Raw genomic sequence first — 22752 nt, forward strand, 5'->3', positions numbered from 1 at the left:
GAAAGAGAAAATCGCAAAATGTTTTATGAAAAGGGAATGATATGAAAAAAGGACTACAGACAGATCGCCGACAGTTTTTAAAAGGTGCCGGAGTGTTAGGCGCTTCAGCGGCATTAGGTATGGGGTTTCCGAGTCTGATGCTCGGCAAGGGTGATGATGACTATGTGGTCCGACTCGGCTATTACGACTGCGACCACATGACAGCTGCCCCGATTGCGCGTGATGCGGGAATCTTTGCTGACCTTGGTTTGAAAGTCGAAGTTATGGGCAACGGCAAGGTTCCCCAGGCGATGGCGGCAGGACAGATGGATGTGGGCTATATCGGTTTTGTCGGGATGACCAAGGCGATTCTCAAAGGTTCACCCATGGTGGCGGTTGCCCATAATCATAAAGGCGGTTCCATGTACATTGTCGCCAGGCATGGAATTGAAAAGCCTGAAGACCTCTTGGGCAAGAAGGTGGCTCTTGGCGCAAAACCTGAGACAAACAATGGCTGGTGGGTTACCTATGCCATGCAGAACAATATCCCCAAGGAGGCAGAGCATTACCAGAATTTCGTCATGACCGATCGGGATGAGTATCTGGCTTTTAAAACCGGTGAGTTGGATGCGTTCTGGTGCTGTGACCCTTGGGGCTCCATGGCGGAATATGAAAATACCGGAAAAATCATACGCACCTTTGATGTTTTCCCCAATGGTACCTGGGGGATATGTTGCGCCCAGGTGATGAATCGCAACTTTGTCAACGAGCATCCGGAGATCGCGCAGAAGATGGTTCTGGCCCATGTACGGGCCATTCAATATATCTATACCCAGCCGATAAAGGCCGCCCACATCTTTTCGGAAAGCTATCATGTTCCCTATGAAGTGGGCCTGATGACTATCTACAGGAAAACCGTCGGCGAATCTCGCACCTTACGCTGGAACCTGGAAGAAGAAGCCTATAACGAGACGGTTTCACACAATCTCAGCATCGGTATTTTCCCCAAGGCTCCGAAGTATGAAGAAATTGTCAATACCACCTTCCTTGAGAATAAACAGATTGCCGATTTTGATGATTTCATCAGTAGTGAAGTAGATACTGTCTTTCCGCAAGGTATGCCATATGCGGATTGGAAAAAAAAGGCAACGGAACTCAACGTCTAAATGCAGCGCAGACAGCTCAGCTATGCTTTTCTTTTCCTGGTACTGGGTCTGATATCTATCGGTCTGGTCTACGGCAATGATGCTGATAAACGTGAGATTCGGAGAATCGGCATCCCCGACGGGGCGGCGGGGATACTTTTTCAATATGTTTTAAAGGAAAAACACCGCGAGCCTGCAATACAAACCGTCCACTTTGAGCCGTACACGCTGTATGACTGTTGTGCCAGTGCCGGCCAATATGCCTTGAGTTCGGGAAAACTCGATCTGGCGGTGATGTGTCCCGATGCCGCAGAGGCTTTGGTCGCGCGGGATGACCGATATCGTATAGTTGGTCCGATAATGGAGAATTCGGATGTCATTTTTCTCCATCCGGATGCAGATCTGCAGGCACCAACCATCGCCATCTCTCAAAAACGGAAATATCAGCAGCAGATGGTTGCTTCGCGCTTTGCCGGGCGTGGAAAATGTATGCCCATGCTTCACTCAGCTATTCCTTTCGCCTATGCCAGAGGAGTTGTTCAGGGCGCGGTGTTGGATATCGTCAAAACCCGTGACCTGTCAGGTGTTGCATATCCCGCTGCACCGACAGAACCGGGTGTTGTTACTTATGTTCTGGTAGTCAGGAAATCAATTGCCGCATCCAGTGGGTTTACAGCATTGATGGCGGATTACGACCGGGCTGTCCAGGAAGCAGCCCATGATGAACGACTACTGTACCTTTTAAAAAGGTATGGTTCAGAGGAATATACAGAAGGAGAAGTTGCACAATGGAAGAAATTGCACGTCCGGTTCGTGTCCCCTTTAGGCAACCGCCAGTCAGGATAGATTTTGCACGCATGCGCTTTTCCCCAAAAAAGCTTGCCTATCGACTGGTAACCTTCGGAGTGCTGCTGCTTATCTGGCATCTGGCGGCGCTTCATTATCACAATCCGCTGCTCTTGCCGTCACCGCTAGATACTTTTTTGGCCCTGATTGGCGCCTTAGGCAATGTCGAAATCATGCAGGATCTGCTTCTGACCATGCAACGGGTTCTGATCGGTCTGTCTATTGCCCTGGTTATCGGCCTCAGCGTAGGTTTTGCCATGGGGTATTCAAAGATTGTCAATGAGCTAGTGGATCCCATAATCGGACCACTCCGGCAGGTACCCATAATGGCCTGGGTGCCTTTGACCATCGTCTGGTTTGGTCTTGGTGAAGGACCAACGCTGTTTTTGATCGCCATGGTGGCGACGTTTCCGATCATGTTGAACGCCATGGCCGGAGTTCGGGCTGTACCGCAGAACTATTATGATGCTGCCAGATCGATGGGGGCCGGCAGGTGGAGCATCTTCAGCAGGATAACCCTGCCGGGAGCCTTACCGGACATGATAACCGGAGTACGTATTGGACTCAGCGCCGGGTGGATGAGCGTCATCTGAGCGGAGTTTATCGCGACGAGTGCCGGGTTCGGTTTCTCCATGATTGAAGCACAGACAGAGATGGAAACAGCTCTGCTGATTGCCCTGATGATACTTGCTGCCCTGGTTGGCTACCTGATTGACCTCTCCATTCTGGTATTGGAAAGGTTGGTAACCCGCTGGCGGTTTGTTGCATAGCCTTGCGCTTGCCTCTGAGGAGAGGATGGGTACGAAGAGCAAGGTAAGCGCAGACACCGAAAGTCAGGAGCACCAGCAATGTATGAACAGACGTTATAAGGCCGTAACGGTCATCTGGCCGACAATGAGCATTGCGAAGAGCAGTTATCAATGAATCTACAAGTTCAGGGCATAACAAAACACTACGGTGAAAACGGCAGTTGTAAAACGGTTCTGCAGGATATCAACGTTGAGGTCCTGGGCGGCGAGTTTGTAAGCCTTCTCGGGCCGTCGGGTTGCGGCAAGACAACACTCTTGACCATAATTGCAGGATTTCAGCAACCTTGCAGCGGCACGGTGCTGCTGAATGGATGCAAGGTTGATAAACCGGGTCCTGACCGTGGTGTTGTATTCCAGGATTATGCACTCTTTCCCTGGATGACGGTGGGGGAGAATATTCTTTTCCCCATGCAGCAGCAGAAAATCCCGCAAAAGCTGCAGGATGAAAAGCTGCACCACTATCTGGAGATGGCCCGCCTCAAAGGCTCGGAACACTTGTATCCCAGCCAGATCTCCGGTGGCATGAAACAGCGCACTGCAGTGGTTCGAGCACTTGCTTCAGAACCTGAATTGTTGCTTATGGACGAGCCGTTTGGGGCGGTTGACTACCAGATGCGCCATAATCTGCAGGAAGAGTTCGAGGCCTTATGGCAAAGTAATCCGAAGCCCGTCATCATGGTAACCCATGATGTCGATGAAGCGGTCTATCTGAGCGATCGTATTCTTGTTATGTCGACCAACCGGGGAGAAATCGTCCATGAATTGCTGGTTGATATCGATCGTCCGCGGAACCGCCGCTCCAATGATTACCATGCCTGTCTCAATAAACTGACAGATATCCTCAAGGAAAACCACAAATCTCAATCCTGATGGACATGATACGATATGCCTTCTCCTAATACAGCCAGCACCTTAATGAACCGACTCCAGAAGATCTCAGAAGAAAGCCTTCTGGCACTTGAACAGGCAAAGCTAGATGGCCGCCCGGCAATCGGCTTCTATTGTCTCTACTCGCCAGTGGAAATTGCCGTTGCCGCCGGAGCGATACCACTGCCGCTGTGCGGTACACGTAATGATCCGATAGAGGCCGCCGAGACTATCCTTCCTCGCAATCTCTGTCCTCTGATCAAGAGCAGTTTTGGTTATGCGGTAACTGATAGTTGCCCGTTTTTCAGGATGTCGGACATGATCATCGGAGATACAACGTGTGACGGCAAAAAGAAAATGTTCGAGCTGCTCGCCAGATATAAGCCGGTTGAGGTCCTGCAATTGCCACAGAACCAGGATACTGCTACGGTACTGCCAGCCTGGCGTGCTGAATTAGGCCGTTTCAAAAACATAGTCGAGCAACTGACCGGGGTTGAAATTACCAGGGAACGTCTCGTTGCGGCTATTGATCTGCTCAATCGTCAGCGAAAAGCCAAGAAAATGATTATGGATCTGGGGAAACAGGATCCTGCCCCGCTTCAAGGTTCACTCATGCTGGAGATGATGTTCCGAGTAGGTTATCTTGCCGATAAAGAGAACACCATCGCGTTGCTGCAGGAAATAGCCGAGGAAGCCGCGAAAGGAAGCTTTCGCACCGAATCCGCTCAAGATCGCAAACGAAAACGCATTCTTCTTACCGGTGTTCCTGTTGGAGTTGGCAGTGAGAAGGTTGTTAAAATCGTTGAACAATGTGGTGCCGACGTGGTGGCATTCGAAAACTGTTCGGGCTATAAACAGGCCTTTCAGATTGACCTTGAGAAAGACCCGATGGATGCGTTGGCCGAGCAGTATCTTTCCACTCCCTGTTCCGTCATGAGCCCAAACCATGGAAGGTTTGCTCTTCTTGAAGAGATGATCAGTGATTTTTCAGTCGATGGCGTCATCGATCTTACCTGGCAGGCATGTCATACCTATAATGTTGAAGCATTTAGCGTGAACGCATTTATTCAGGAGAGATTTGGCATGTCAACCCTCCACCTGGAGACAGACTATGCTGAAAGCGATACCGAGCAGATTCGGGTCCGCGTCGAGGCATATCTCGAGATGCTGTAAGTAACCGACATCCCATTTTATATCAAAATAGTATATGGAGCACATCGTAATCCCGGGTCGACTCTGAACGCTCGCAAATGAACGGATCAATGTCTTGATCTGTATCGGCCCCGTCCACTTACCCGACCGCATCAGTCTCCCAGCCCGTTTAGCCAGGTTTGAACTTCGGTGAACTTTGTACAAATTTGGTAATCCGATCCTCCTGGCTAAATGGTTTATTGAGACGCAATCCCAGCCAAATTGACACCATGTTTTTGAGAAATCCGGGCTAGTCCACGCGCTGCATCACAAGACATCATCCGAAATCTCTCCTTCAAAATGTCTCCCCGTGATTTGGCACTTGACACCCTAACACCTCAAGCCCATTGTCTCTCATGTCTATTTGACTCAACCGACAGAAGGTTTCTCAACCTTTTCCCAGATAACCCACCACAAGGAGCAGACATGCAATTCAATTATCATATCCCCACACGCATACTTTTTGGGCCCGGCAAACTGGCCGAACTCTCCACCGAGAAACTGCCCGGCAAGAAGGCTCTCATCGTCATTACCGGAGGTAAATCGATGAAGGCTAACGGCTATCTTGAGCGGGTCGTCGAACTGCTTAAAAAAAATGATGTACAGTCAGTAGTGTTTGATAAGATCATGCCCAACCCCATCCTCCGCCATGTCATGGAAGGTGCGGAACTGGCCAGAAAAGAACAGTGTGATTTTGTGATCGGTCTAGGCGGCGGCAGCTCCATCGACAGCGCCAAATCAATCGCTGTAATGGCAAAAAATGAGGGTGACTACTGGGATTATATCGGTGGCGGAACTGGCAAAGGCAAACCGGTCACCGGCGGCGTGCTGCCGATCGTGGCTATCACCACCACCGCAGGCACCGGCACCGAGGCAGATCCGTGGACCGTCATCACCCATGAAGAGCGTAATGAAAAGATCGGTTTCGGTATCCCCGAAACCTTCCCGGTACTCTCTATCGTCGATCCGGAACTGATGCTGACCGTACCGCCCAAGCTTACGGCCTATCAGGGATTCGATGCATTCTTTCATGCCGCAGAAGGGGTTATCGCCAAGATCGCCACTCCGGTAAGTGATATCTATGCCCTGAAATCCATTGAACTGATCAATACCTACCTGCCAACGGCGGTGGCAAACGGCCAGGATATCGACGCCCGCACCAACGTGGCGCTGGCTAATACTCTATCTGGTTTCGTGGAGTCGACCTCTTCTTGCACCTCGGAGCATTCATTGGAACATGCCCTCAGCGCTTACTACCCTGAGTTGCCGCACGGCGCCGGTCTCATCATTCTCTCAGAGGCCTATTTCTCCTTTTTTGCCGAGAAAGTACCCGACCGTCTGGTGATGATGGCCAAGGCCATGGGCAAATCAACAGATGGGGTGGAAGAATCGAAACAACCGTATCTCTTTGTCGAAGCACTAGTCGAATTGCAGGAAAAATGCGGAGTACGGAATCTGAAATTATCGGATTATGGCATCAAAAAGGAAGACATCCCGAAATTTGCCAAGAATGCTTTTGAGACCATGGGATTTCTCTTCACTCTCGATCGCTACAAGCTGAGCATGGACGATGTGATCACCATTTTTACCAAGGCATATAAGTAGCCTCCGATTGCTGCTGTATCAGGCCTCTCCTGATGCAGCAGCAGCCTAATCGGGCAGCCTGAACCAGCAACCCGTTTCAGGACGCCCTCTTCACCTTGATATGCACCATCATAATACGCTATACTTAATGTAATCGGACATTTCACAATCCGCGAACTCAAAAGCGTAAACCTGTTTTCCCCGAGGCAGATCATTTTTTTAAAAGAGTTGCTTTACCGCTCCGTAAACTGACCTGCAAAGCGTTGCTCGTCAACCATGCAACCCTTCGATAGCGTTCATCAACCACTCGCCTCCTCGTGGGGAGCCTATGATGTATGATGATCTCATAAAAAGTCAGCCTTGCAATACGGATGGACTCGAAAAAAGGCATTCCTTCACAAAGCGGAGCAATTGGTTATGGCTCATATGCCTGATGATCACATCCGTAACGCTCATTCTTTTCAGCTACAGCCCCCTTCCCGCTCGTAATCCTGCCAATGAAAAACCGCTCATAATTACCTATCGTGGCGCAGAAAGCGAGATAGATGTCCGCTATGCATACGACACCAAGCTCCTCCAGCTGGCCTTGGACAAAACTCTGGCCAGCGACGGTCCGTATCACCTCATCGCCAGCGAACCAATGACCTTTACCCGTGCCAAGAAAATTATTCAGACAAACAGCCTGCCGAATTTTTTCATCAAGCTCAGCTATGAAGACAACTATAATTCTCTCGGAATGGCTTACGTACCGTTCCCGGTTGATTTGGGCATTGTCGGGTATCGAGTCTGTTTTGCGGCCCCTGCAATCATCGACCGATTGGCACAGGTTGAATCCCTTGGAGAATTACGCAACTTCAGCCATGGACAGGGTATCGGCTGGTCCGACACCAAGATCCTGCGCTATAACGGTTTTACCGTCAATGAAATACCGGGTTACGAAAGTCTTTTCAGGATGGTGGCCACAGGAAGGTTCGATCTTTTTTGCCGAGGCATCAATGAGCTGCTCAGTGAATACAATGCCCATAGCCAGATTGAAGGGCTGGCAATCGACCAAAGCATGACCATCGTCTACCCCCTCCCCCGTTTTTTTTACACCCATGCCAATAACACAACAGCTCTTGACCGCATCCACCGGGGAATAGTGGCGGCCTACCAGGACGGCTCACTTCAGGAGTTGTGGCAGGAGGAATATCAGGAAAATATTGCTTTTGCAAAGCTTGGGCAACGAAGGGTGTTCCGGCTGAAAAACCCGTTGTTAAACAACATCGGCTCAGATTATCTTCAGTATCTGTACGATCCGTTTAATAGTGGCAACAACAAAAAGTAGCCTGACACTGCTAAGCAACCTCTCCTCTTCCTGCCAGGATCCAGGAAGAATTCATCGTAAATACACCTCACATTCAGCGGTCGGAGCAATCTTCTCACCGCCGCTCCTCCTCGGCTGCAGCGATCGCCCTATAACCGCCCCACACACGAACAATCGTGGTCAGCAGGCAGATTCCTGCAAAAAACCAGGCCAGTAGGGGAAAAAGTGCCGGAAACAGGCAGATGGCAATAAAAAAAAATATTGTCTCGGTCCCTTCTGCCAGCCCACCCAGATAGTAAAACCCCTTGTGCGGATAGACGATATTCACAAATTTTCGCCTCTCGGCCATAATGGCATAGGCAAGAAAGCTAGAACCGGTCCCAACGAAAGAGAAGATGAGTGCCGTGGCGGCAAGACTGTTCCGCGCGGGATCAGCCAGGGCAAAGGCAAAGATAATGCCCGAGTAGAAAATGAAATCGAGGACGATGTCAAGAAAGCCACCCGCATCGGTAGCCCCATCGATCCTGGCCAGGGCGCCGTCAATGCCATCCGCAACCCGATTCATGAGAATCAGCAGAAGACCGACAGAATACCAGTTCAAACCAATTGCCGGGATGGCCAGCATCCCTATCATAAACCCCCAGAGCGTCACCTGATTTGCCCGCATGCCATGTGCATGTAGCCAGCGAGCCCCGCTCACCAGAGGTCCTCGCAACCATTCGATGGCAAAACGATCAAGCATCAGCGATCCTCCTCGCCGCCAAGCCGACAGATGATCCCGCCGCAACTATCCTCCTCATCATGTGTCACCAGAAGAGCTGGGATGGTCAGTTGAGCAACCTGCTCACGGACAAAATCGCGAAAACTGGCCCGTAACGGTTTATCAAGTTTTGAAAATGGCTCATCGAGAAGCACCGCTTCCGGCTCAGCCAGCATGGTCCGAAGCAGACTCACCCGCGCCTTCTGCCCACCCGACAGTGTCGCCACGTCACGATGAGCAAAGTCGGCAAGACCCGTTCGCTCCAGCGCTTCCAGAATCCGCTGTCGGCGCTCCTTTTTATCAAGCTTGCCGGAGACGCCAAAAGCCAGGTTGCCATAGACATCAAAATGGGGAAAAAGCAGATCATCCTGAAAGAGAATGCCTACTCTCCGTTCTTCCATCCGAGTTCCGTTCAGCTCGCGGCCGTTTAACACAATGCGGCCACTAACCGAAAAACCATGTTCGAGATTGCCGGCAATTGCCGCCAGCAGTGTCGACTTGCCGCAGCCACTCGGCCCCATAACTGTGGCGATTTCGCCATTGGGGATGGCCAGGGTCACCGGGGCAAAGAGACGTCGTCCCTTGAATGTAATCTGCAAACCTTCCAGTTGAAGTGACATATCTGGCTCATGGTAAATAACTTAATTCTGCATCGCCTTTCTGTTTCGAAAAAACCATGCGGGAAGAAATATGGCAACCCCATAAACCAGCGCCGGAAGGAGAAACTGGCAGAGCGCATAGACTGCCACGATCCTCCTATCCGAGCCGCCTGCCAAACTGACGGTCTCGGTGGTGATGGTCATAAACCGCCCCGCCCCCAAATACATGGTAGGCAAATACTGGGCGACACTCACGGCAAAGCCGGTTGCCATAGCAAAAGCAATAGGCTTGGCCAGCATAGGCAGCTTCACCTGAAAAAAACTGCGCACCGGTGCGCCGCTTACCGCCACCGCCACGCGTATATAACGGGGATCAAAATTTCGGTAGACGTTTGAAAGGGTCAAAAAGATGTAGGGCAGCACAAAGACAAGATGGATACCGACCATGCTCGCCAATGTACCCTCGACCTGCAGCAATACCGCCGCTGTCTGGATGCCGAAGAGGAAGGCAATCTGCGGCACCAGCAATGGCAGATAGACCAGCCAAAGCACCCACTGACTGTCGGGCCGCCTGCCCTGCTGCTTCAACCGCACCTCATATTCAAGACAACCAACCACCAGCACCGCGCCAATGCACGTGGCAAGCGCAGCTACAAGAAAAGTTATCGCGAGTGGCCCGATTGCCAGCCCAAGACCTTTCTCCCAGAACCTGAGGCTATAATCTGTCGGTAGCGGTGCCGGAAACGGCCAACGCCCTGTACAAGACCAGATGACAAGAATAAGCAGACAACCAAGACTGATCGCCAGAAGCCCCACAGCCGAAACACTTCCCAACCAGCGCAACCTATCCAGCGGTGTGGTACGGCTGCCATCTGTGAGTCGGCCAACTGTTAGATGACGGATCAACCACTCACAGCCAATAAAAAGCACAATCGCCTCAGCAGTCATCACCAGAAGCCAGGTAGCTCCGGCCGCACCCAGCAGACGATGATGCACATCGGGATCATTAAACCAGCGATCCACAAGTACCGACAGGGTTGGCGGCAGGGACGGCCCGAGGATCATCGCCACATCCACCACGCTCATTGAATAGGCGAGTACTGCCAGTACCGGCAGCCGCAATTGGGAGTAGAGCTGGGGCAGCACCAGCCTGGTCCAAATACGCACCCGGCTGTAACCGAGGCTGCGCCCTATCCAGTCGGTGCGTCGCATATCAAGCTGGTTCAACCCGCTCAAGCACATCAGCAATAAAAAAGGCGTTTCTTTCAAGGCCAGGGCGATTGTCAGACTCACACCGTATGGGTCTTTTACCGTCAGCCAGTTGGGTGGGATCGTATAACCAGTCAATTCGGGAGAAACAAGACGAACCAGCCAACCGCTTGGGGCAACCAGAAAACCGAAGCCGATGGCAAAGGCCGCATGGGGCATGGCTAAGAGCGGCGACAGGGCCCGTATCAACAGGCGCCACAAGGTCGAACCATAAACCGTCACTGTGATCCAGAGCGAACAGGCGAGCGCGAGAATGGTCGCGCCAAGACCGGAAATAAGCGTGCCACGCATGGCACCAGGATAGGCAGGATGGGAAAAAAGCTCGCGAAATGGTGCCAGACTCAGCTGATCGGCACCAATAACCGGCAGAAAACCAAAGGCCGGCAACCAGGTACCGGCAAGTCCGAGCAAGATGGGAATACAGAAAGCCGTCAGCGTCAGCAGCGGAAAGACCCGCAACCTGCTGACGACTCCTCTACGTCCCGAACTGTTCATGATCTGACTGCTATTTGCTGTAACGGGAAATCCAGGCCTTCTCCAGCGCTTCGACCCAGGAGGTATGGGGTTCAAGCCGCACCTTGCCAAGTTCGGCCGGAGAAAGAGTGGCGACACCTTGTTTGATATCATGAAAGAGTTTTCGCTGCTCTTTACTTAGTTTATCCATGGCAAGCACCGTCGGATCTCCCCAGATGGCCGGATCGGCTTTTCGTGCCTGGGCTTCCGGTGACATCAGGAAGTCGGCGAAAACCATGGCTCCTTCCTTATTGGAAGAATTGAAGACCACCGCCAGAAAATGGGTATTGCCGATCGTGCCACCTTCATGCACATAGGTCCGGACGCTATCCGGCAATTCGCCACTGGCGATGGCGTTACTGGCGTCATTAGGGTTAAAGGTGAGGGAAATGGCAATCTCACCATCAGCCAGGAGCGTCTTCATTTCGGAAGCGTTGCTGGTAAAGCTTTTTCCGCCCCGCCACATCAGCGGATGCAGCTTGTCGAGAAAGTCCCAGAGCGGGGCCGTCACAGTGGAAAAATCCGCATCGCTTACCGGCTTTGCAAGCACCGCAGGATCGGCCGTCAACTCTAAGAGGACCTGCTTGACAAAGGTGGTTCCGTGAAAATTCGGCGGTGCCGGATAGGTTACTCGCCCGGGATTCTTTTGGGCAAAAGCGAGCAGCTCATGCATGCTTTTTGGTGGAGTCGTCACCTTCGCGCTGTCATAGATAAAAACCAGCTGGGCCATGCCCCATGGAGCCTCAAGGTTTTCCACCGGCACGGTAAAGTCGAACATGGTGGTTGGCTTGTTGTCAGTATCCACCAGCCGGTAATTCGGCAGCAGCTGAGTATAGGGGGCCGGCAACAATCCCTGCTCCTTCATGGCCCGGAAATTCTCGCCGTTAATCCACATCAGATCCACGGTGCCGCCACTTGTCCGGTTCGCGCTCTTCTCGGCAAGAATACGCCCGACCACATCCCCGATATCTGTCACCTTGACATGGATAACCTCAACCCCATAGCGCTCTGCCACCTGCTCAGCAGCCCAGCGGATATAATCGTTGATCACGTCGGAGCCACCCCAACCGTTGAAATAGACTTTCTGCCCCCTGGCCTTTTCGACAATGGCCGACCAGTCACCCGAACCACCCCAGGCTGGCTGCACCATGAGCAACAGCAACAGACATATGAGCAGACTTCTCACATTTCGCATAACAGATCTCCTTTCGAACTGTTGTAAGATTTCGCGCTACAAAAGCAGCAGAACGTAAAAGGTGTCCTTCAGATCTGGCTACCAATCGTTCAATAGCTTGCGGCAAACAGCTTTTCCGCTTCGGTTGTACCAATCAGAATGAGTTCATCCCCGCCACGTAATGGCAAGGCTGGGTCCGGTCCAACCTTCAACGCCCCATCCGATTTGATGGCTACCACACTGCAACCGGTCAACGGACGAATCCGGCTATCGATAAGGGTTCGGTTCACCAGTTTCTCCGGCACTGTTACACTGAAGATGTTGAGCCCCTCGGTAAACATGGAAATCTCATCTGTCTTCAGAAGGTTGATGATGGAATTTGCCCCCATCGAGGCGTAAGACAGTACTAAGTCGGCACCCGCCATATGCAGTTTTGAAACACTCTGCTCACTGGTGGCCCGGCAGACCAGCTGAATATCGGGCCGCAGTTGCCGGCAATAAAAGGTCAGATAGATATTCATGGCATCGTTGTGGGTCGTGACAATGACCGCCATGGCCTCATCGATACCTGCTGCCTTCAGCACATTGAGGTCAGCAGCATCGCCGACAATGAGATTATGCAAGGCCCCATCGCTACCGAGGTTCGTCCGCTTGTCAACAATGGTATAGGGAATACCCTTCTCTTTCAGTTTTTCAGCAGCAGCCATCCCGACCCGACCACCACCCAGAATGAGTATCGGCGAATTCGTTGCGATGCCGGTCTGCACCGAAACGTATGTTTTTTGAAATTGTTGCAACTGCTCCCGTGTCCCGGCAAGAAGAAGCAAGGTATCTTCACCGATTATCGTCTCTGCGGCGGGCACCTCGAAATGCCCCTTATCCCAGAGACCAATTATCGTCGTGCCGGAACGTTGCCGCAGATTTGTTTCCAACAGGGTTTTACCGGCAAGCGTTGTGCGTTTTGCTGCTATTTCGGCAATATGCAGCGTGTCAAAGTTGCTGATAATGGTGCCGGCCTGGCCAAGCCCAACCATCCTTTCAGCCAGGGACTGACCAAGCATCTTCACAAACTGAAACACCCTGATATTTCCAGGAAAATTCAGAATATCAAGAGAGTTATCCTTATCCGCCGTGGTGACAATCCCGACTGTTTTTGATATCTCCCGGATGGTGAAAGCAACATTGGTGTTCAGCAGGTCATCACCAGTCACCACCACCATAGCCGCCTGCTCAACCCGCAGGCGACGAAATGTTTCCGGTTCATCCGGGGCTCCAACCACGACCTTGTATCCGGCATCATAGAGATCGCTACCCTGCTGCTGATCTGGGGCTACCAACACATATTCGATATTCCTCCGTTTCAGTTTCTCAATCAGTTTCCTGGTTATCGGGTCTAGATGGGTGAGAATCACATGATCACGCGTCTCTTCCGGCAGCTCTCGCGGTGTACGGCTTCGTGCCTGAGCTTCCAGCCAGGGCTCATAGAAAAACTGGATAAAGGTGAACGGCAGCATGATCAGCAGGCAGATCACCCCTGTCAGCAACACGACGATGGTGAACATCAGTCCGAGATCGCTGTGAAAGGTAATATCCCCAAAACCCAGGGTGGACATTACGGTGAGCGCCCAATAGAACCCGGTAATCCAGCTGAATTCCCGGCCCTCGTAGAGCATCAACACGTGAAAGAGCACAGAAAACAGGGTGATCACCCCAGCCAGAAAAACGAGGAATTTGGCCAGCAGCACAAAATTGCGCCTGGTGGTCGTATTCTGGAGAAAAAAGAGCAGCTGGGCTGGAATAAATTTCATTTTTTTCTGTCGGATGGGATACAACTGCACCCGGAAAGGGGGACAACGTACATCACGTGAGAACCGGCTTCACGGTTCCTGTTCCATGGTCAGCAGTCAGGTTGCGTAGTCGGCAGGTTGATTGAGAGACGACCTGCGAGAAATTATTATGAAAATTGGTATTGATCAACTCTTTTCTCGCGAGATGACCGTGCTACCCTTCTGTCAGTTCTCTCACCCGATGGTGTTGAATTCGCCCGAAACGCCATTATGGTATAGACCATGATAGAATAAGGTGCTGTTTCTTTTCCAGGATAGTGACGATGTATCTTGCCTCAAAACTTCATACAGGAACCGGCACATACCAGATTCGCCAGTCCCATGAAGACCCGGTCACCAGCCACTTCACCCACCGGCTGGTGTTTGATCTTGGTCAGGATCCCGCAGAGCATATGGAACTTTTGGGCGAGCGTGCAGTCTTTTTCAGCGACAAACTCGAACGCGCCGTCAGCCGTCACCCCAATCACGACACCAGCACCCTCTTGGAAAAGCTCCTCTGGCAGTTTCTACCGCGCACTTACCGCGAGCATCTCTCCCGCTTTCACCGTACCGAGCGATATATCCCCGTGCCACTGAGCGACATTGAAAAAAAGAAGATCGCAGAGCAGATCCATATCTTCGATCGGCGCAGACTCTATTACCTCCATTACCGCGCCATTGATCAGAGCCGGTTGTTCACCTTGCGCGACAGGGCCTGCCGCCCGCTGCTGGATCAGTGCCGTGACGAACGCGAATACTATTTGACGGCACGGGAACAAGCCCTCACTCCAGGTGAATATCGAAACTATATTTACGCAATCTTCAACCTGCAAAGATTCTTCAGCCAGTCGTTTGCCACCTTCCTGCCGGAAGCACTGCCGGAAGACCAGGTGGCCGACCACTTCATCGAGGCCCTCTGCGAACTGAACAGAAACAGTTCATTCTGGGCCGGTGAACCGACCACATCACACCTGCACCATCACCTGGTCCGCTATCTGGTGATGTTTTTTGACTTCGCCCCCGCCGCACGCAGTTTTGAAGAAGAGTATGTACGCCGGTTCATGAACAGTCACCGCACCTTCAGCTGGCCAGAACGCCAACCGACGGTGAGTGAAGAGCGGATCATCGAAATATTTGGCCGCTCACCGGCGGAGCTGAAAAAGATGAGCAGAAAAGAATTGAATCGCCTCTACCGGAAAATGGCGAAAAAACTGCACCCGGACCAGGGAGGGAATCAAACGAGCTTTGTGGAGTTGACCGAGGTATACACGACGCTCGTTCAAAAAAAGGCCTGATGTCTCTTGAGAGATATCACCCTTTTCTACTTTTTCACCGCAAACCGCATATCGCAGTGGTCTTTCCAAAATCGTTTGAAGTCAGCTTTGTATTTGGGAAGTTTCGTTATGCTTCTCCACATGGACAGCTTATCGAATTTTTTTATGACCTGAGCAGGGCGAAAAAAAGTCAATGCGTTCTCGACGGTTAAGACGAAAGGTGGCTTATCGTGTGCCATGTTAATCCAACTCGCGATAATAGAGCCACTTCGATGGTTGCCCTCTATGAACAACTGAGGTTGACCAAGAATTGAAATATACACTTCTGCAGCCACCTTATTAACTGACGAATCACCTCTCATATTCTTTTTGTAGTATTTTCTAATATGCTGTATTTGTTTCGTGAATTTCTCGGTGGTCGCCTCAATAGCTTTTTTGTATTCATCACGCAGTACATAATTCTCTCCATAATGGACCCGATGGTTGATCTCAAGCATATCGGGCCCACCCTTTCGGGAGAGCAAGCCATACTCTCTCTTTTTGATGAAATAATCTATATGCTCCCAGGCCAAGAGCAAATTATCCATCAACAGTCTGTCAAACGGCGTATCTTTTCTACCAATTTTGTGTTCGTCGAGCTGGTCATCTATCGATTCCCAGTTTTGTAGCACGTTTATATAGGATGCTTCTATTTCTTTCAGGTTTGGTCTATATGGCATGGAAAAAATGGTTTATGTTTTTTTTGGCAAGCTCAACCGGCATGTCGAAAGACGCGATTACCTTTAATGACGATCCGGTCAGTTTCATCCCTGACATTGATGTTCTTTGGACACCCTGTCAACAAAGACATTTTCGCCTAACAAAAATTTCACTTTTGATCACTTGACGGTTCTGCTGAAAAATAACAATAGATCAATAGCCTTCCTTGTTACGGAATTACCTTGACCCACTTGCTATTCACCCGTTATTCTGAACTTATTAACAGTATCTTCTCTTTGGCCAGACTCATTGACTCCAGGTACGAGAGTTTGCATTCAAACGTATGTAAGGTTCGCCAGCTATATTGTTTCAACATGTTCAGGCAATAGATGTAACAGACGAATATCATGTCATGTCTGTTGAAACTTTTCCATCCACAACAGACCAGACCTTTCTCAATAATCGCACCCGGCACAGTCTCCTCAGAGACATTCATGCAAGACAAGAACAACTGAAATGGCTTTCTTGGCAGATCATTTTTTCCTTTAACAACATCGGCTATTGGCTCGGATATAACCAAGCGCAGTTTTCGAACACCAGAATACCTGGTGAAACACGCACGTCACCCACACCAATGGAGGACACCATGACAACCAAGGCGCTTTGCATCGGAATCAACGACTATCCAGGTACTGCCAATGATCTGTCAGGTTGCGTCAACGATGCCAACGACTGGGCAGCTGAGTTCAGGGGACGCGGCTTCGAGGTGCGTCTCATGCTTGACACACAGGCGAAGCTCGCGCCCATGATTGAGGGCATCAGTGACCTGATCACCACCTCAGTCAAAGGGGACAACCTGATTATCACCTACTCCGGTCACGGAACCTGGGTACCGGACTCCAGCGGCGATGAACCTGACGGACGTGACGAAGCCCTCTGCCCCTACGATCTCGCCACCGCCGGTGCACTACTCGACGATGTTATCCATGCCCTCTTTTCTCGGCGTCCGGCCGGGGTGCGCATCGTGCTCATCTCGGACAGCTGCCATTCCGGATCCGTGACCCGCGGCAGGGAAGATGACCTTGATCCCGGAGTGGCCAAAATCCGTTTCATGCCACCCGAGGCCTGGATGGCCAAAGACCAGCTGCCGCCGCCAGAACTGAGTAGAGCAACCCCACGCGGCGGTTTCACCCGGGCCGGGGGTGATCTGCTGCTGGCCGGATGCCAGGACAGCGAATACAGCTGGGACACGAGCTTTCAGGGCCGCCCCAACGGCGCCTTCACCTATTATGCGCTGAAGACACTCCGGGACGTGGAGCCAAGAAATTATGACGCCTGGTTCAGGGCCATCCGCAGCTATCTTCCTTCGACACGGTTGCCGCAATCGCCGCAGATATTCGGCACACGCACAGCCCGGCTTTTCAAAATATTTCAATAATTTGAGCCTCTTGAAAAATGATCTTTTCGCCTAAACTCAACGTTATGCTAAAAAAATTTATCCTCGGAATATTATGTATAACAGTCGAATAATGAGGAGGCCGCAATGGCAAAGGACACCATCCAGCTACAAATAGACGGCACATCGGTCAAAACCGAAACAGTGGCAGAATGGCAGGCCGAAACCTTTGTGTTGGATGGTGCTGCCCGTGGCACAAGCGCAGCGCCTCCTCTTATCGACATTCCTATAGATTCGGTTATCGAACTGGAATTGGGCAACGGTCCACGGATTCTGGTGGCGGCAGCGGATGTCGAACGTTATCTTGGTAAAGCGTCTGCCAGAGAAGGATCGGATACCACCAAGTCTCCGGCGATACAGGTTCGCCAGACCCTGCACCTTTCCGGCAGCCGCCTCCCCACCACTTCTCGCGACGGACTCGGCGCCTGGATCCTGAAGGGATTGTGTATCTATCGCCAAGGCCCTGTCAGCGTCGCAGCCCTGGTGGCCGCCGGCAGGTTCCAGGACGCCCGGCTCGAAGATCGCTCAGGTCTCTACCGGTGTTCCACAGGAAAATGGGAACTGAGTAAAGTCGATACCCTCCCCTCCTCAAGCGAACCAATCCTGCTGTTTCTCCACGGTACGGCATCTTCCTCCGAAGGCAGCTTCGGAGGACTTTGGTATAACACAGATTATCGCCGCAAGCTGGTAGACATTTACGGCTCCCGCATCTACGCCTTTGAGCACCGCAGTCTTACCGATAGCCCAATAAAGAACGCTCTTGACCTGATCAAGACTTTACCCAAAGGAGCATGCCTCCACCTGGTCAGCCATTCACGGGGTGGCCTGGTAGGTGAACTGCTGGCGCGGGCCAATCGAGTGGGCGAAAAACCGTTCACCTCAAGCGAGATCAAACGCTTTCTCCAGCATGGAAGCCGCACAGGCCGAGAGAAATTTAAAGACGATGCCAAACGTCTGGAAGAACTGAGTCGGGAGATGATCAGCCGGGCCATCCGGGTGGAGCGGTTTGTCCGTGTCGCCTGTCCAGCCCGCGGCACCACCCTCGCCGCCGGCAAGCTCGACCGTTGGGCCAGCGTCATGCTCAACCTGTTTGGCAAGGGAATTGATCTGGGCGCCAAAACCCTACCATTTCTTGAACCTGTTGCAAAAGGCTACGACCTGCTGCAGGGTTTTCTGCTCGCTTTGGTCAGGGAACGTACCGATGCCCGCATCCTGCCGGGCCTGGAAGCAATGATGCCGGACTCGCCCCTTGTTGCGCTCTTAAACGACCCTGAGGTTAAAATCGACTTTCCTCTCCATACCGTTGCCGGCGATTTTCAAGGGGCAGGCTTGCTCCCCTGGCTTGGCGACTGCCTCTCGGAGGTCTACTACGGGGGTCAGACCGATCTGGTTGTCAACACACCCTCCATGAGTGGAGGGGCGGCAAGGATGCAGGGAATACGCCAAAAGTCCCTGGCCGGCCCCAAAGTGCACCACCTCAGCTATTTCCGCCGCGATGAAAGCGCCCTGCCCATCATCAACTGCCTTGGCGGCAACGACAGGGACTTTGTCCTTCTGGAAGGGCCGTCCCAGGCGACCATCAGCAGAGGAGGACGCAAGACTAAACCAAAAGCCGACGCCCCCATTGCCTTCATCCTACCCGGCATCATGGGCAGCCATATTCAGCTGGGAAGCGACCGCATCTGGTTTGATCCTTTCAGCATGTGCACGGGCGGCATGGACAAGTTAAAGGTTGAGGCAAAAAACGTCAGCCCAGACGGCTGGATGGACCTCAGCTATGAGAAACTGGCCCGCTACCTTACCGAAAAGTACGAAGTGCGACCCTTCGCTTACGACTGGCGCCTCTCCATTACCGCTGCGGCCACCCTCTTTGGCAAAGAGCTGGACAAGGCCATAAAAGATGCGAAAAAGCGCGGCAAGCCGCTCCGGATTGTTGCCCATTCCATGGGCGGACTGGTGGCCCGCCTGGCCCTCAAGACTCGCTGGCAAGAGTTCAAATCCCTGCCGGGCAGTCGCCTGCTGCAGTTGGGCACCCCAAACAGAGGCTCGCATTCCATTGCCGCTGTGTTAACAGCTCGCGACGACTTTATCCAAACCATTGAGCGCTGGTTCGACTGGAAACACGATATGCGCGAATTTTTAGAAATCGTAAGCGAATTCCCAGGAGTGCTGGAACTCTTGCCCTGGCCGGAGGAAAACGGCCTGGCCATCGACGGTCTCGACTATTTCAGCGAAGAGACCTGGCTACAACTTTACAACGAGGACAGTGATTCGAAAAAAGCAACATCCTGGCTTGCGCCAAAACAGACACCACTCACGGCCGCCCGTGCAGCAATAGAAGCCCTACGCCAGGCCGATCTCGATCCGGAATGCACTCTCTACGTCGCTGGCCAAAGCCCTACACCGATTGGTGTCCGAGTGGAAAAGGGCCAGGTGCAAATCGGCTGGACAGATGAAGGTGATGGCCGGGTGCCCTGGAAAACAGGCATTCCAGCCGGAGTGCCTGTCTGGTACACCGATGCTTCACATGGCGATCTGGCAAACCACACGAAAGCCTTTGATGCCTACCTTGAGCTACTTGAAACCGGCTCCACCCGTCGGTTATCACGCTCACCTTCCACAGCCAGGACCGTTTCTGCACCTGTATTCAAAAGCAGAAGTCTCACCGGCAACGGCCTCTATCCCAGCGTCGAGGAGGTTCTTGCCGCTGCCATCGGCGGAGCAAAACCCGGTAAACGGGCCGAAACAACCGGTGAGGTACCGGCAACCGTTGAAGTGATTCATGGCAGCCTCGCTGCCGCCGAATCCCCTATCCTCATCGGTTCCTATACCGCGGACAGCCTGCGGGGCAGCGCCAAGTTTCTTAACGGCCTCCTGAGCGACCGCCTGCAAGAGGCCCACGCTATTGGTCGCTACCCCTGCCGTCCTGAAGACGCCATGGTCTTCCGGCAGTCTACCAGGAATCGAAAACCGGCCGGTGCCATTGTTGTCGGTCTTGGCCCGATCGGCGAATTGCTCCCAGGCACTTTGACCCGAGCCATCACCCACGGCCTCCTGGAATATGCCCGTTGCAGTGATCAGCTTATGGCTATTGACCCGGAAAAACAGCACCAGCTCGAAGTTTCCTCCGTTCTGGTGGGCACAGGGTTTACGGGCCTTTCTGTCGAAGCGGGCACCCGCTGCCTGATAGACGCCTTACGACGCACCAATCTTGCCTTGGCACAAGGGAAACTGAATGTTCGGATCGGCCGGTTAACCATTTTTGAAGAGATGGAAAGTCGGGCGATTACCGCCGTGGAATCCCTGCGTGATCTGCTGGGCGAGTCACGGTTTGCCAACGCCGCCACCTTTGAGGGTCGCCTCCGTGACGGACATGGTGGTTATTGTGGCAGGCAGTTTACCGGTTCTGAAGGACCGGGAGCCTATCGCGTTCATATCGTCGCCGATAAAGCCGATAAAGGTGCCCTGCGCTTTACAGTGGTCACCGACAGGGCCAGAAATGAAGTCAGTGCCGAACCTGACCAGCGCCAGGCTGTTGACGGGCTGCTCCTTTCGGCAACCGGGACGACCCACGATCAACCGGGGCTTTCACGGGCACTCTTTGAGTTGCTGGTGCCAAACACCATGAAGGAGCTGGTCGCGGACCTGAGAACCCTGACGATGTCGATGGATGAAGAGGCGGCCGCCTACCCCTGGGAACTCATGCGCGACACCGACCAGCCGGATGAGCCACCCCTTGCGGTACGCGTCGAGCTTGTGCGCCAGCTGGCCTCGCCCCACGGTCGGGGCCGGGTACCGACAGTCCAGGAGAAGCGGGTTTTCATCGTCGGCGACACCCAGTCGGGGCTTAACGAGCTACCGGGTGCCCAGGCTGAGGCACGAACAGTGGCCGACTGTTTTGAGCGAGAAGATTACGAAATCTATGATATCTACCGCGCCACCTCGGTTCAGGTATTCGAGGCACTCTTTAACGGCCATTACCGCTTCATGCATCTCGCCGGTCATGGTGTCGTCAAAGACAAAGAGACAGAAAGGACCGGCATGGTCCTTGGACCGGAAACCTACCTCACCTCAGCGCAGATCTCAAAACTGCGACATGTACCCGAATTCATCTTCATCAACTGCTGTCACCTTGGCAGTATGGCCCCGGAACTCAAAACACGTACAGGCGAGCTCGCCGCCAACCTCGCAACCCAATGCATCGAAATGGGTTGCAAAGCGGTTATCGCCGCTGGTTGGGCGGTGGACGATCAGGCCGCCTCAACCTTTGCCCGTACCTTCTATGAAGCGATGTTCAAAGGATATCGCTTTGCCAGAGCCGTCCAGCTGGCCCGCATCGAAACCTACCGACTCCATCCTGGCACCAATACCTGGGGAGCATTCCAGGCATATGGGGACGACCGTTACCGCTTCCCAGGTTCTGTAGAACGGAACACATCACAAAAAGAATACGTTCATCCCAGTCACATCATCGCCGATCTCGAAAAATTGAGCGCACGTATTAAGGACGCGACTCAGCAAGACAAAAAAGATTACTATCTCGACCAGCTCAAGGCTATCGAAGAAGCTGCCCGTGGTACCGACTTTCAACATGCAGGTGTTCGTGAAGCCCTGGCTGTTGCCTGGGCCGAACTGAACGACAGGGAGCGTGCTATAGGCCATTATCGCGCCGCCCTGAGCCTGGAAGATGCCGGACTGAGCCTCCATGGCCTGGAACAGCTCGCCAACCTGGAAATCCGTGAAGGGTCAACACTGCTTGGCGACAAGGATACGAACATACAGCAGAAAGGCGAAGCATACATGCAGGCCGGCTGGCAGCGATTGAATCTGCTGCTTGCTATGGGACCGACCATAGAGCGATTGTCAATGCTCGCCTCCTACTGGAAGCGAAAGGCCCAGGCCTACAAAACTCTTGGCAAGACAGAGCAAATAAGCGAATGTCTATTGGGAATGCAAGATGGGTACTGGCGGGCCGCCGAGATGTCCTATCAACGTACCGGCCTCTGGGATTACTACCCGCTGCTGAACGCCCTGGACGGTGCTTTTCTCAGTGCAGCCTGCGGTGAAAGGGACCTCTTTGATGCCAGGCAGGATCAACTCCCCGAACTGCTAGCGGCCGCCGCAGAAGACGGACGGCGCCGATTCAATCAAAGTCGCCAGTTTTTCCATGCCATGGCCGCAGTCGAAGCGGAACGCATCCGCGCCTTATGGGGATGCTACCAGGAAAAGAAAGCCGCCTTCTGTCTCACCGATCCGGAGGTAAGGCAACAGATCGCTGAACGGTACCGCGATCTACTGAAACGGCTGGGCAGCCCCCGCGAACAGGATTCAGCGACTAACCAGCTGGACTTCCTCATCGCATTTCTCCCTTCAGATAAAAAGGGAGCCAAGGTAAAAGAGGCGTTGCAGCAACTGATAACGGATATACGTAACAACGAGGAGTAGAGAGTAAAAA

At 52.7% G+C, this 22752-nt stretch carries 16 protein-coding genes; 10 read left to right on the forward strand and 6 right to left on the reverse strand.

The features are described 5' to 3' along the window. Positions 1–41 precede the first annotated feature (41 nt). From saoX to BUF15_RS12940, 7 genes are all read left to right on the forward strand, one after another. Positions 42–1145 (forward strand): ABC transporter substrate-binding subunit SaoX, encoded by a 1104-nt coding sequence (gene saoX, locus BUF15_RS12905; RefSeq protein WP_073613907.1) that lies wholly within the window; start codon positions 42–44, stop codon positions 1143–1145. Next, the gene (gene saoB / locus BUF15_RS12910; RefSeq protein ID WP_073613908.1) at positions 1146–1970 is read left to right on the forward strand and encodes an ABC transporter substrate-binding (seleno)protein SaoB; all 825 of its coding nucleotides are present in this window, start codon (positions 1146–1148) and stop codon (positions 1968–1970) included. Then, complete coding sequence (saoP, locus tag BUF15_RS12915; protein WP_268753185.1) at positions 1913–2740, forward strand: ABC transporter permease subunit SaoP; 828 nt, start codon at positions 1913–1915, stop codon at positions 2738–2740. The genes saoB and saoP overlap by 58 nt, the downstream gene beginning before the upstream one ends. A 150-nt stretch (positions 2741–2890) precedes the next feature. After that, positions 2891–3649: an ABC transporter ATP-binding protein SaoA gene (gene saoA, locus BUF15_RS12925; protein WP_073613911.1), complete on the forward strand. Its 759-nt coding sequence runs from the start codon at positions 2891–2893 to the stop codon at positions 3647–3649. A gap of 45 nt (positions 3650–3694) precedes the next feature. Continuing rightward, on the forward strand, positions 3695–4819 hold the full coding sequence (locus BUF15_RS12930; protein ID WP_073613912.1) for a double-cubane-cluster-containing anaerobic reductase: 1125 nt from the start codon (positions 3695–3697) through the stop codon (positions 4817–4819). A gap of 444 nt (positions 4820–5263) precedes the next feature. After that, entirely contained in the window at positions 5264–6442 is a 1179-nt protein-coding gene (locus BUF15_RS12935) for an iron-containing alcohol dehydrogenase (protein WP_073613913.1), read from the forward strand. A gap of 412 nt (positions 6443–6854) precedes the next feature. Further along, entirely contained in the window at positions 6855–7748 is an 894-nt protein-coding gene (locus BUF15_RS12940; RefSeq protein ID WP_143170716.1) for a hypothetical protein, read from the forward strand. A gap of 94 nt (positions 7749–7842) precedes the next feature. Here BUF15_RS12940 and BUF15_RS12945 read toward each other — a convergent pair whose 3' ends face one another. The 5 genes from BUF15_RS12945 to BUF15_RS12965 form a co-directional block, all read right to left on the reverse strand. Next, positions 7843–8469 carry a CDP-alcohol phosphatidyltransferase family protein gene (locus BUF15_RS12945; RefSeq protein WP_073613914.1) on the reverse strand — a complete coding sequence of 209 codons (627 nt, stop codon included), beginning with the start codon at positions 8467–8469 and terminating at the stop codon, positions 7843–7845. Further along, positions 8469–9107, reverse strand: a complete 639-nt coding sequence (locus tag BUF15_RS12950; protein ID WP_073613915.1) for an ATP-binding cassette domain-containing protein — start codon at positions 9105–9107, stop codon at positions 8469–8471. Before BUF15_RS12950 ends, BUF15_RS12945 begins: the two co-directional genes overlap by 1 nt. A gap of 21 nt (positions 9108–9128) precedes the next feature. Then, on the reverse strand, positions 9129–10850 hold the full coding sequence (locus BUF15_RS27395) for an ABC transporter permease (RefSeq protein WP_073613916.1): 1722 nt from the start codon (positions 10848–10850) through the stop codon (positions 9129–9131). Between the two features lie 10 nt (positions 10851–10860). Beyond that, positions 10861–12063 carry an ABC transporter substrate-binding protein gene (locus BUF15_RS12960; RefSeq protein ID WP_073613917.1) on the reverse strand — a complete coding sequence of 401 codons (1203 nt, stop codon included), beginning with the start codon at positions 12061–12063 and terminating at the stop codon, positions 10861–10863. A gap of 89 nt (positions 12064–12152) precedes the next feature. Next, a complete protein-coding gene (locus BUF15_RS12965; RefSeq protein WP_073613918.1) occupies positions 12153–13850 on the reverse strand; it encodes a potassium channel family protein in 1698 nt (565 codons plus the stop codon). 302 nt (positions 13851–14152) lie between these two features. On the opposite strand from BUF15_RS12965, the gene BUF15_RS12970 reads away from it, so the two are divergent. Continuing rightward, entirely contained in the window at positions 14153–15163 is a 1011-nt protein-coding gene (locus BUF15_RS12970) for a hypothetical protein (RefSeq protein WP_073613919.1), read from the forward strand. A 26-nt stretch (positions 15164–15189) separates the two neighbouring features. Here the strand turns inward: BUF15_RS12970 and BUF15_RS12975 are convergent, their stop codons facing one another. Beyond that, positions 15190–15729, reverse strand: coding sequence for a hypothetical protein (locus tag BUF15_RS12975; RefSeq protein ID WP_143170717.1), 540 nt, complete (start codon positions 15727–15729; stop codon positions 15190–15192). A 758-nt stretch (positions 15730–16487) separates the two neighbouring features. Between BUF15_RS12975 and BUF15_RS12980 the strand changes: the two genes are divergently transcribed. Continuing rightward, positions 16488–17279: a caspase family protein gene (locus BUF15_RS12980; RefSeq protein WP_073614010.1), complete on the forward strand. Its 792-nt coding sequence runs from the start codon at positions 16488–16490 to the stop codon at positions 17277–17279. A 105-nt stretch (positions 17280–17384) separates the two neighbouring features. Continuing rightward, positions 17385–22742: a CHAT domain-containing protein gene (locus BUF15_RS12985; protein ID WP_073613921.1), complete on the forward strand. Its 5358-nt coding sequence runs from the start codon at positions 17385–17387 to the stop codon at positions 22740–22742. Positions 22743–22752 lie beyond the last annotated feature (10 nt).

The organism is Desulfopila aestuarii DSM 18488 (assembly GCF_900143695.1).
Lineage (GTDB): Bacteria > Desulfobacterota > Desulfobulbia > Desulfobulbales > Desulfocapsaceae > Desulfopila > Desulfopila aestuarii.

Excerpts from the sequence above, each read along its gene's own strand:
- BUF15_RS12985 (WP_073613921.1), top strand. The coding sequence starts at position 17,385 with ATGGCAAAGGACACCATCCAGCTACAAATAGACGGCACATCGGTCAAA.
- BUF15_RS12975 (WP_143170717.1), bottom strand. The coding sequence starts at position 15,729 with ATGGATAATTTGCTCTTGGCCTGGGAGCATATAGATTATTTCATCAAA.
- BUF15_RS27395 (WP_073613916.1), bottom strand. The coding sequence starts at position 10,850 with ATGAACAGTTCGGGACGTAGAGGAGTCGTCAGCAGGTTGCGGGTCTTT.
- BUF15_RS12935 (WP_073613913.1), top strand. The coding sequence starts at position 5,264 with ATGCAATTCAATTATCATATCCCCACACGCATACTTTTTGGGCCCGGC.
- BUF15_RS12960 (WP_073613917.1), bottom strand. The coding sequence starts at position 12,063 with ATGCGAAATGTGAGAAGTCTGCTCATATGTCTGTTGCTGTTGCTCATG.
- BUF15_RS12970 (WP_073613919.1), top strand. The coding sequence starts at position 14,153 with ATGTATCTTGCCTCAAAACTTCATACAGGAACCGGCACATACCAGATT.
- BUF15_RS12945 (WP_073613914.1), bottom strand. The coding sequence starts at position 8,469 with ATGCTTGATCGTTTTGCCATCGAATGGTTGCGAGGACCTCTGGTGAGC.
- saoX (WP_073613907.1), top strand. The coding sequence starts at position 42 with ATGAAAAAAGGACTACAGACAGATCGCCGACAGTTTTTAAAAGGTGCC.
- BUF15_RS12965 (WP_073613918.1), bottom strand. The coding sequence starts at position 13,850 with ATGAAATTTATTCCAGCCCAGCTGCTCTTTTTTCTCCAGAATACGACC.
- BUF15_RS12980 (WP_073614010.1), top strand. The coding sequence starts at position 16,488 with ATGACAACCAAGGCGCTTTGCATCGGAATCAACGACTATCCAGGTACT.
- saoA (WP_073613911.1), top strand. The coding sequence starts at position 2,891 with ATGAATCTACAAGTTCAGGGCATAACAAAACACTACGGTGAAAACGGC.
- saoB (WP_073613908.1), top strand. The coding sequence starts at position 1,146 with ATGCAGCGCAGACAGCTCAGCTATGCTTTTCTTTTCCTGGTACTGGGT.
- BUF15_RS12940 (WP_143170716.1), top strand. The coding sequence starts at position 6,855 with ATGATCACATCCGTAACGCTCATTCTTTTCAGCTACAGCCCCCTTCCC.
- BUF15_RS12950 (WP_073613915.1), bottom strand. The coding sequence starts at position 9,107 with ATGTCACTTCAACTGGAAGGTTTGCAGATTACATTCAAGGGACGACGT.
- BUF15_RS12930 (WP_073613912.1), top strand. The coding sequence starts at position 3,695 with ATGAACCGACTCCAGAAGATCTCAGAAGAAAGCCTTCTGGCACTTGAA.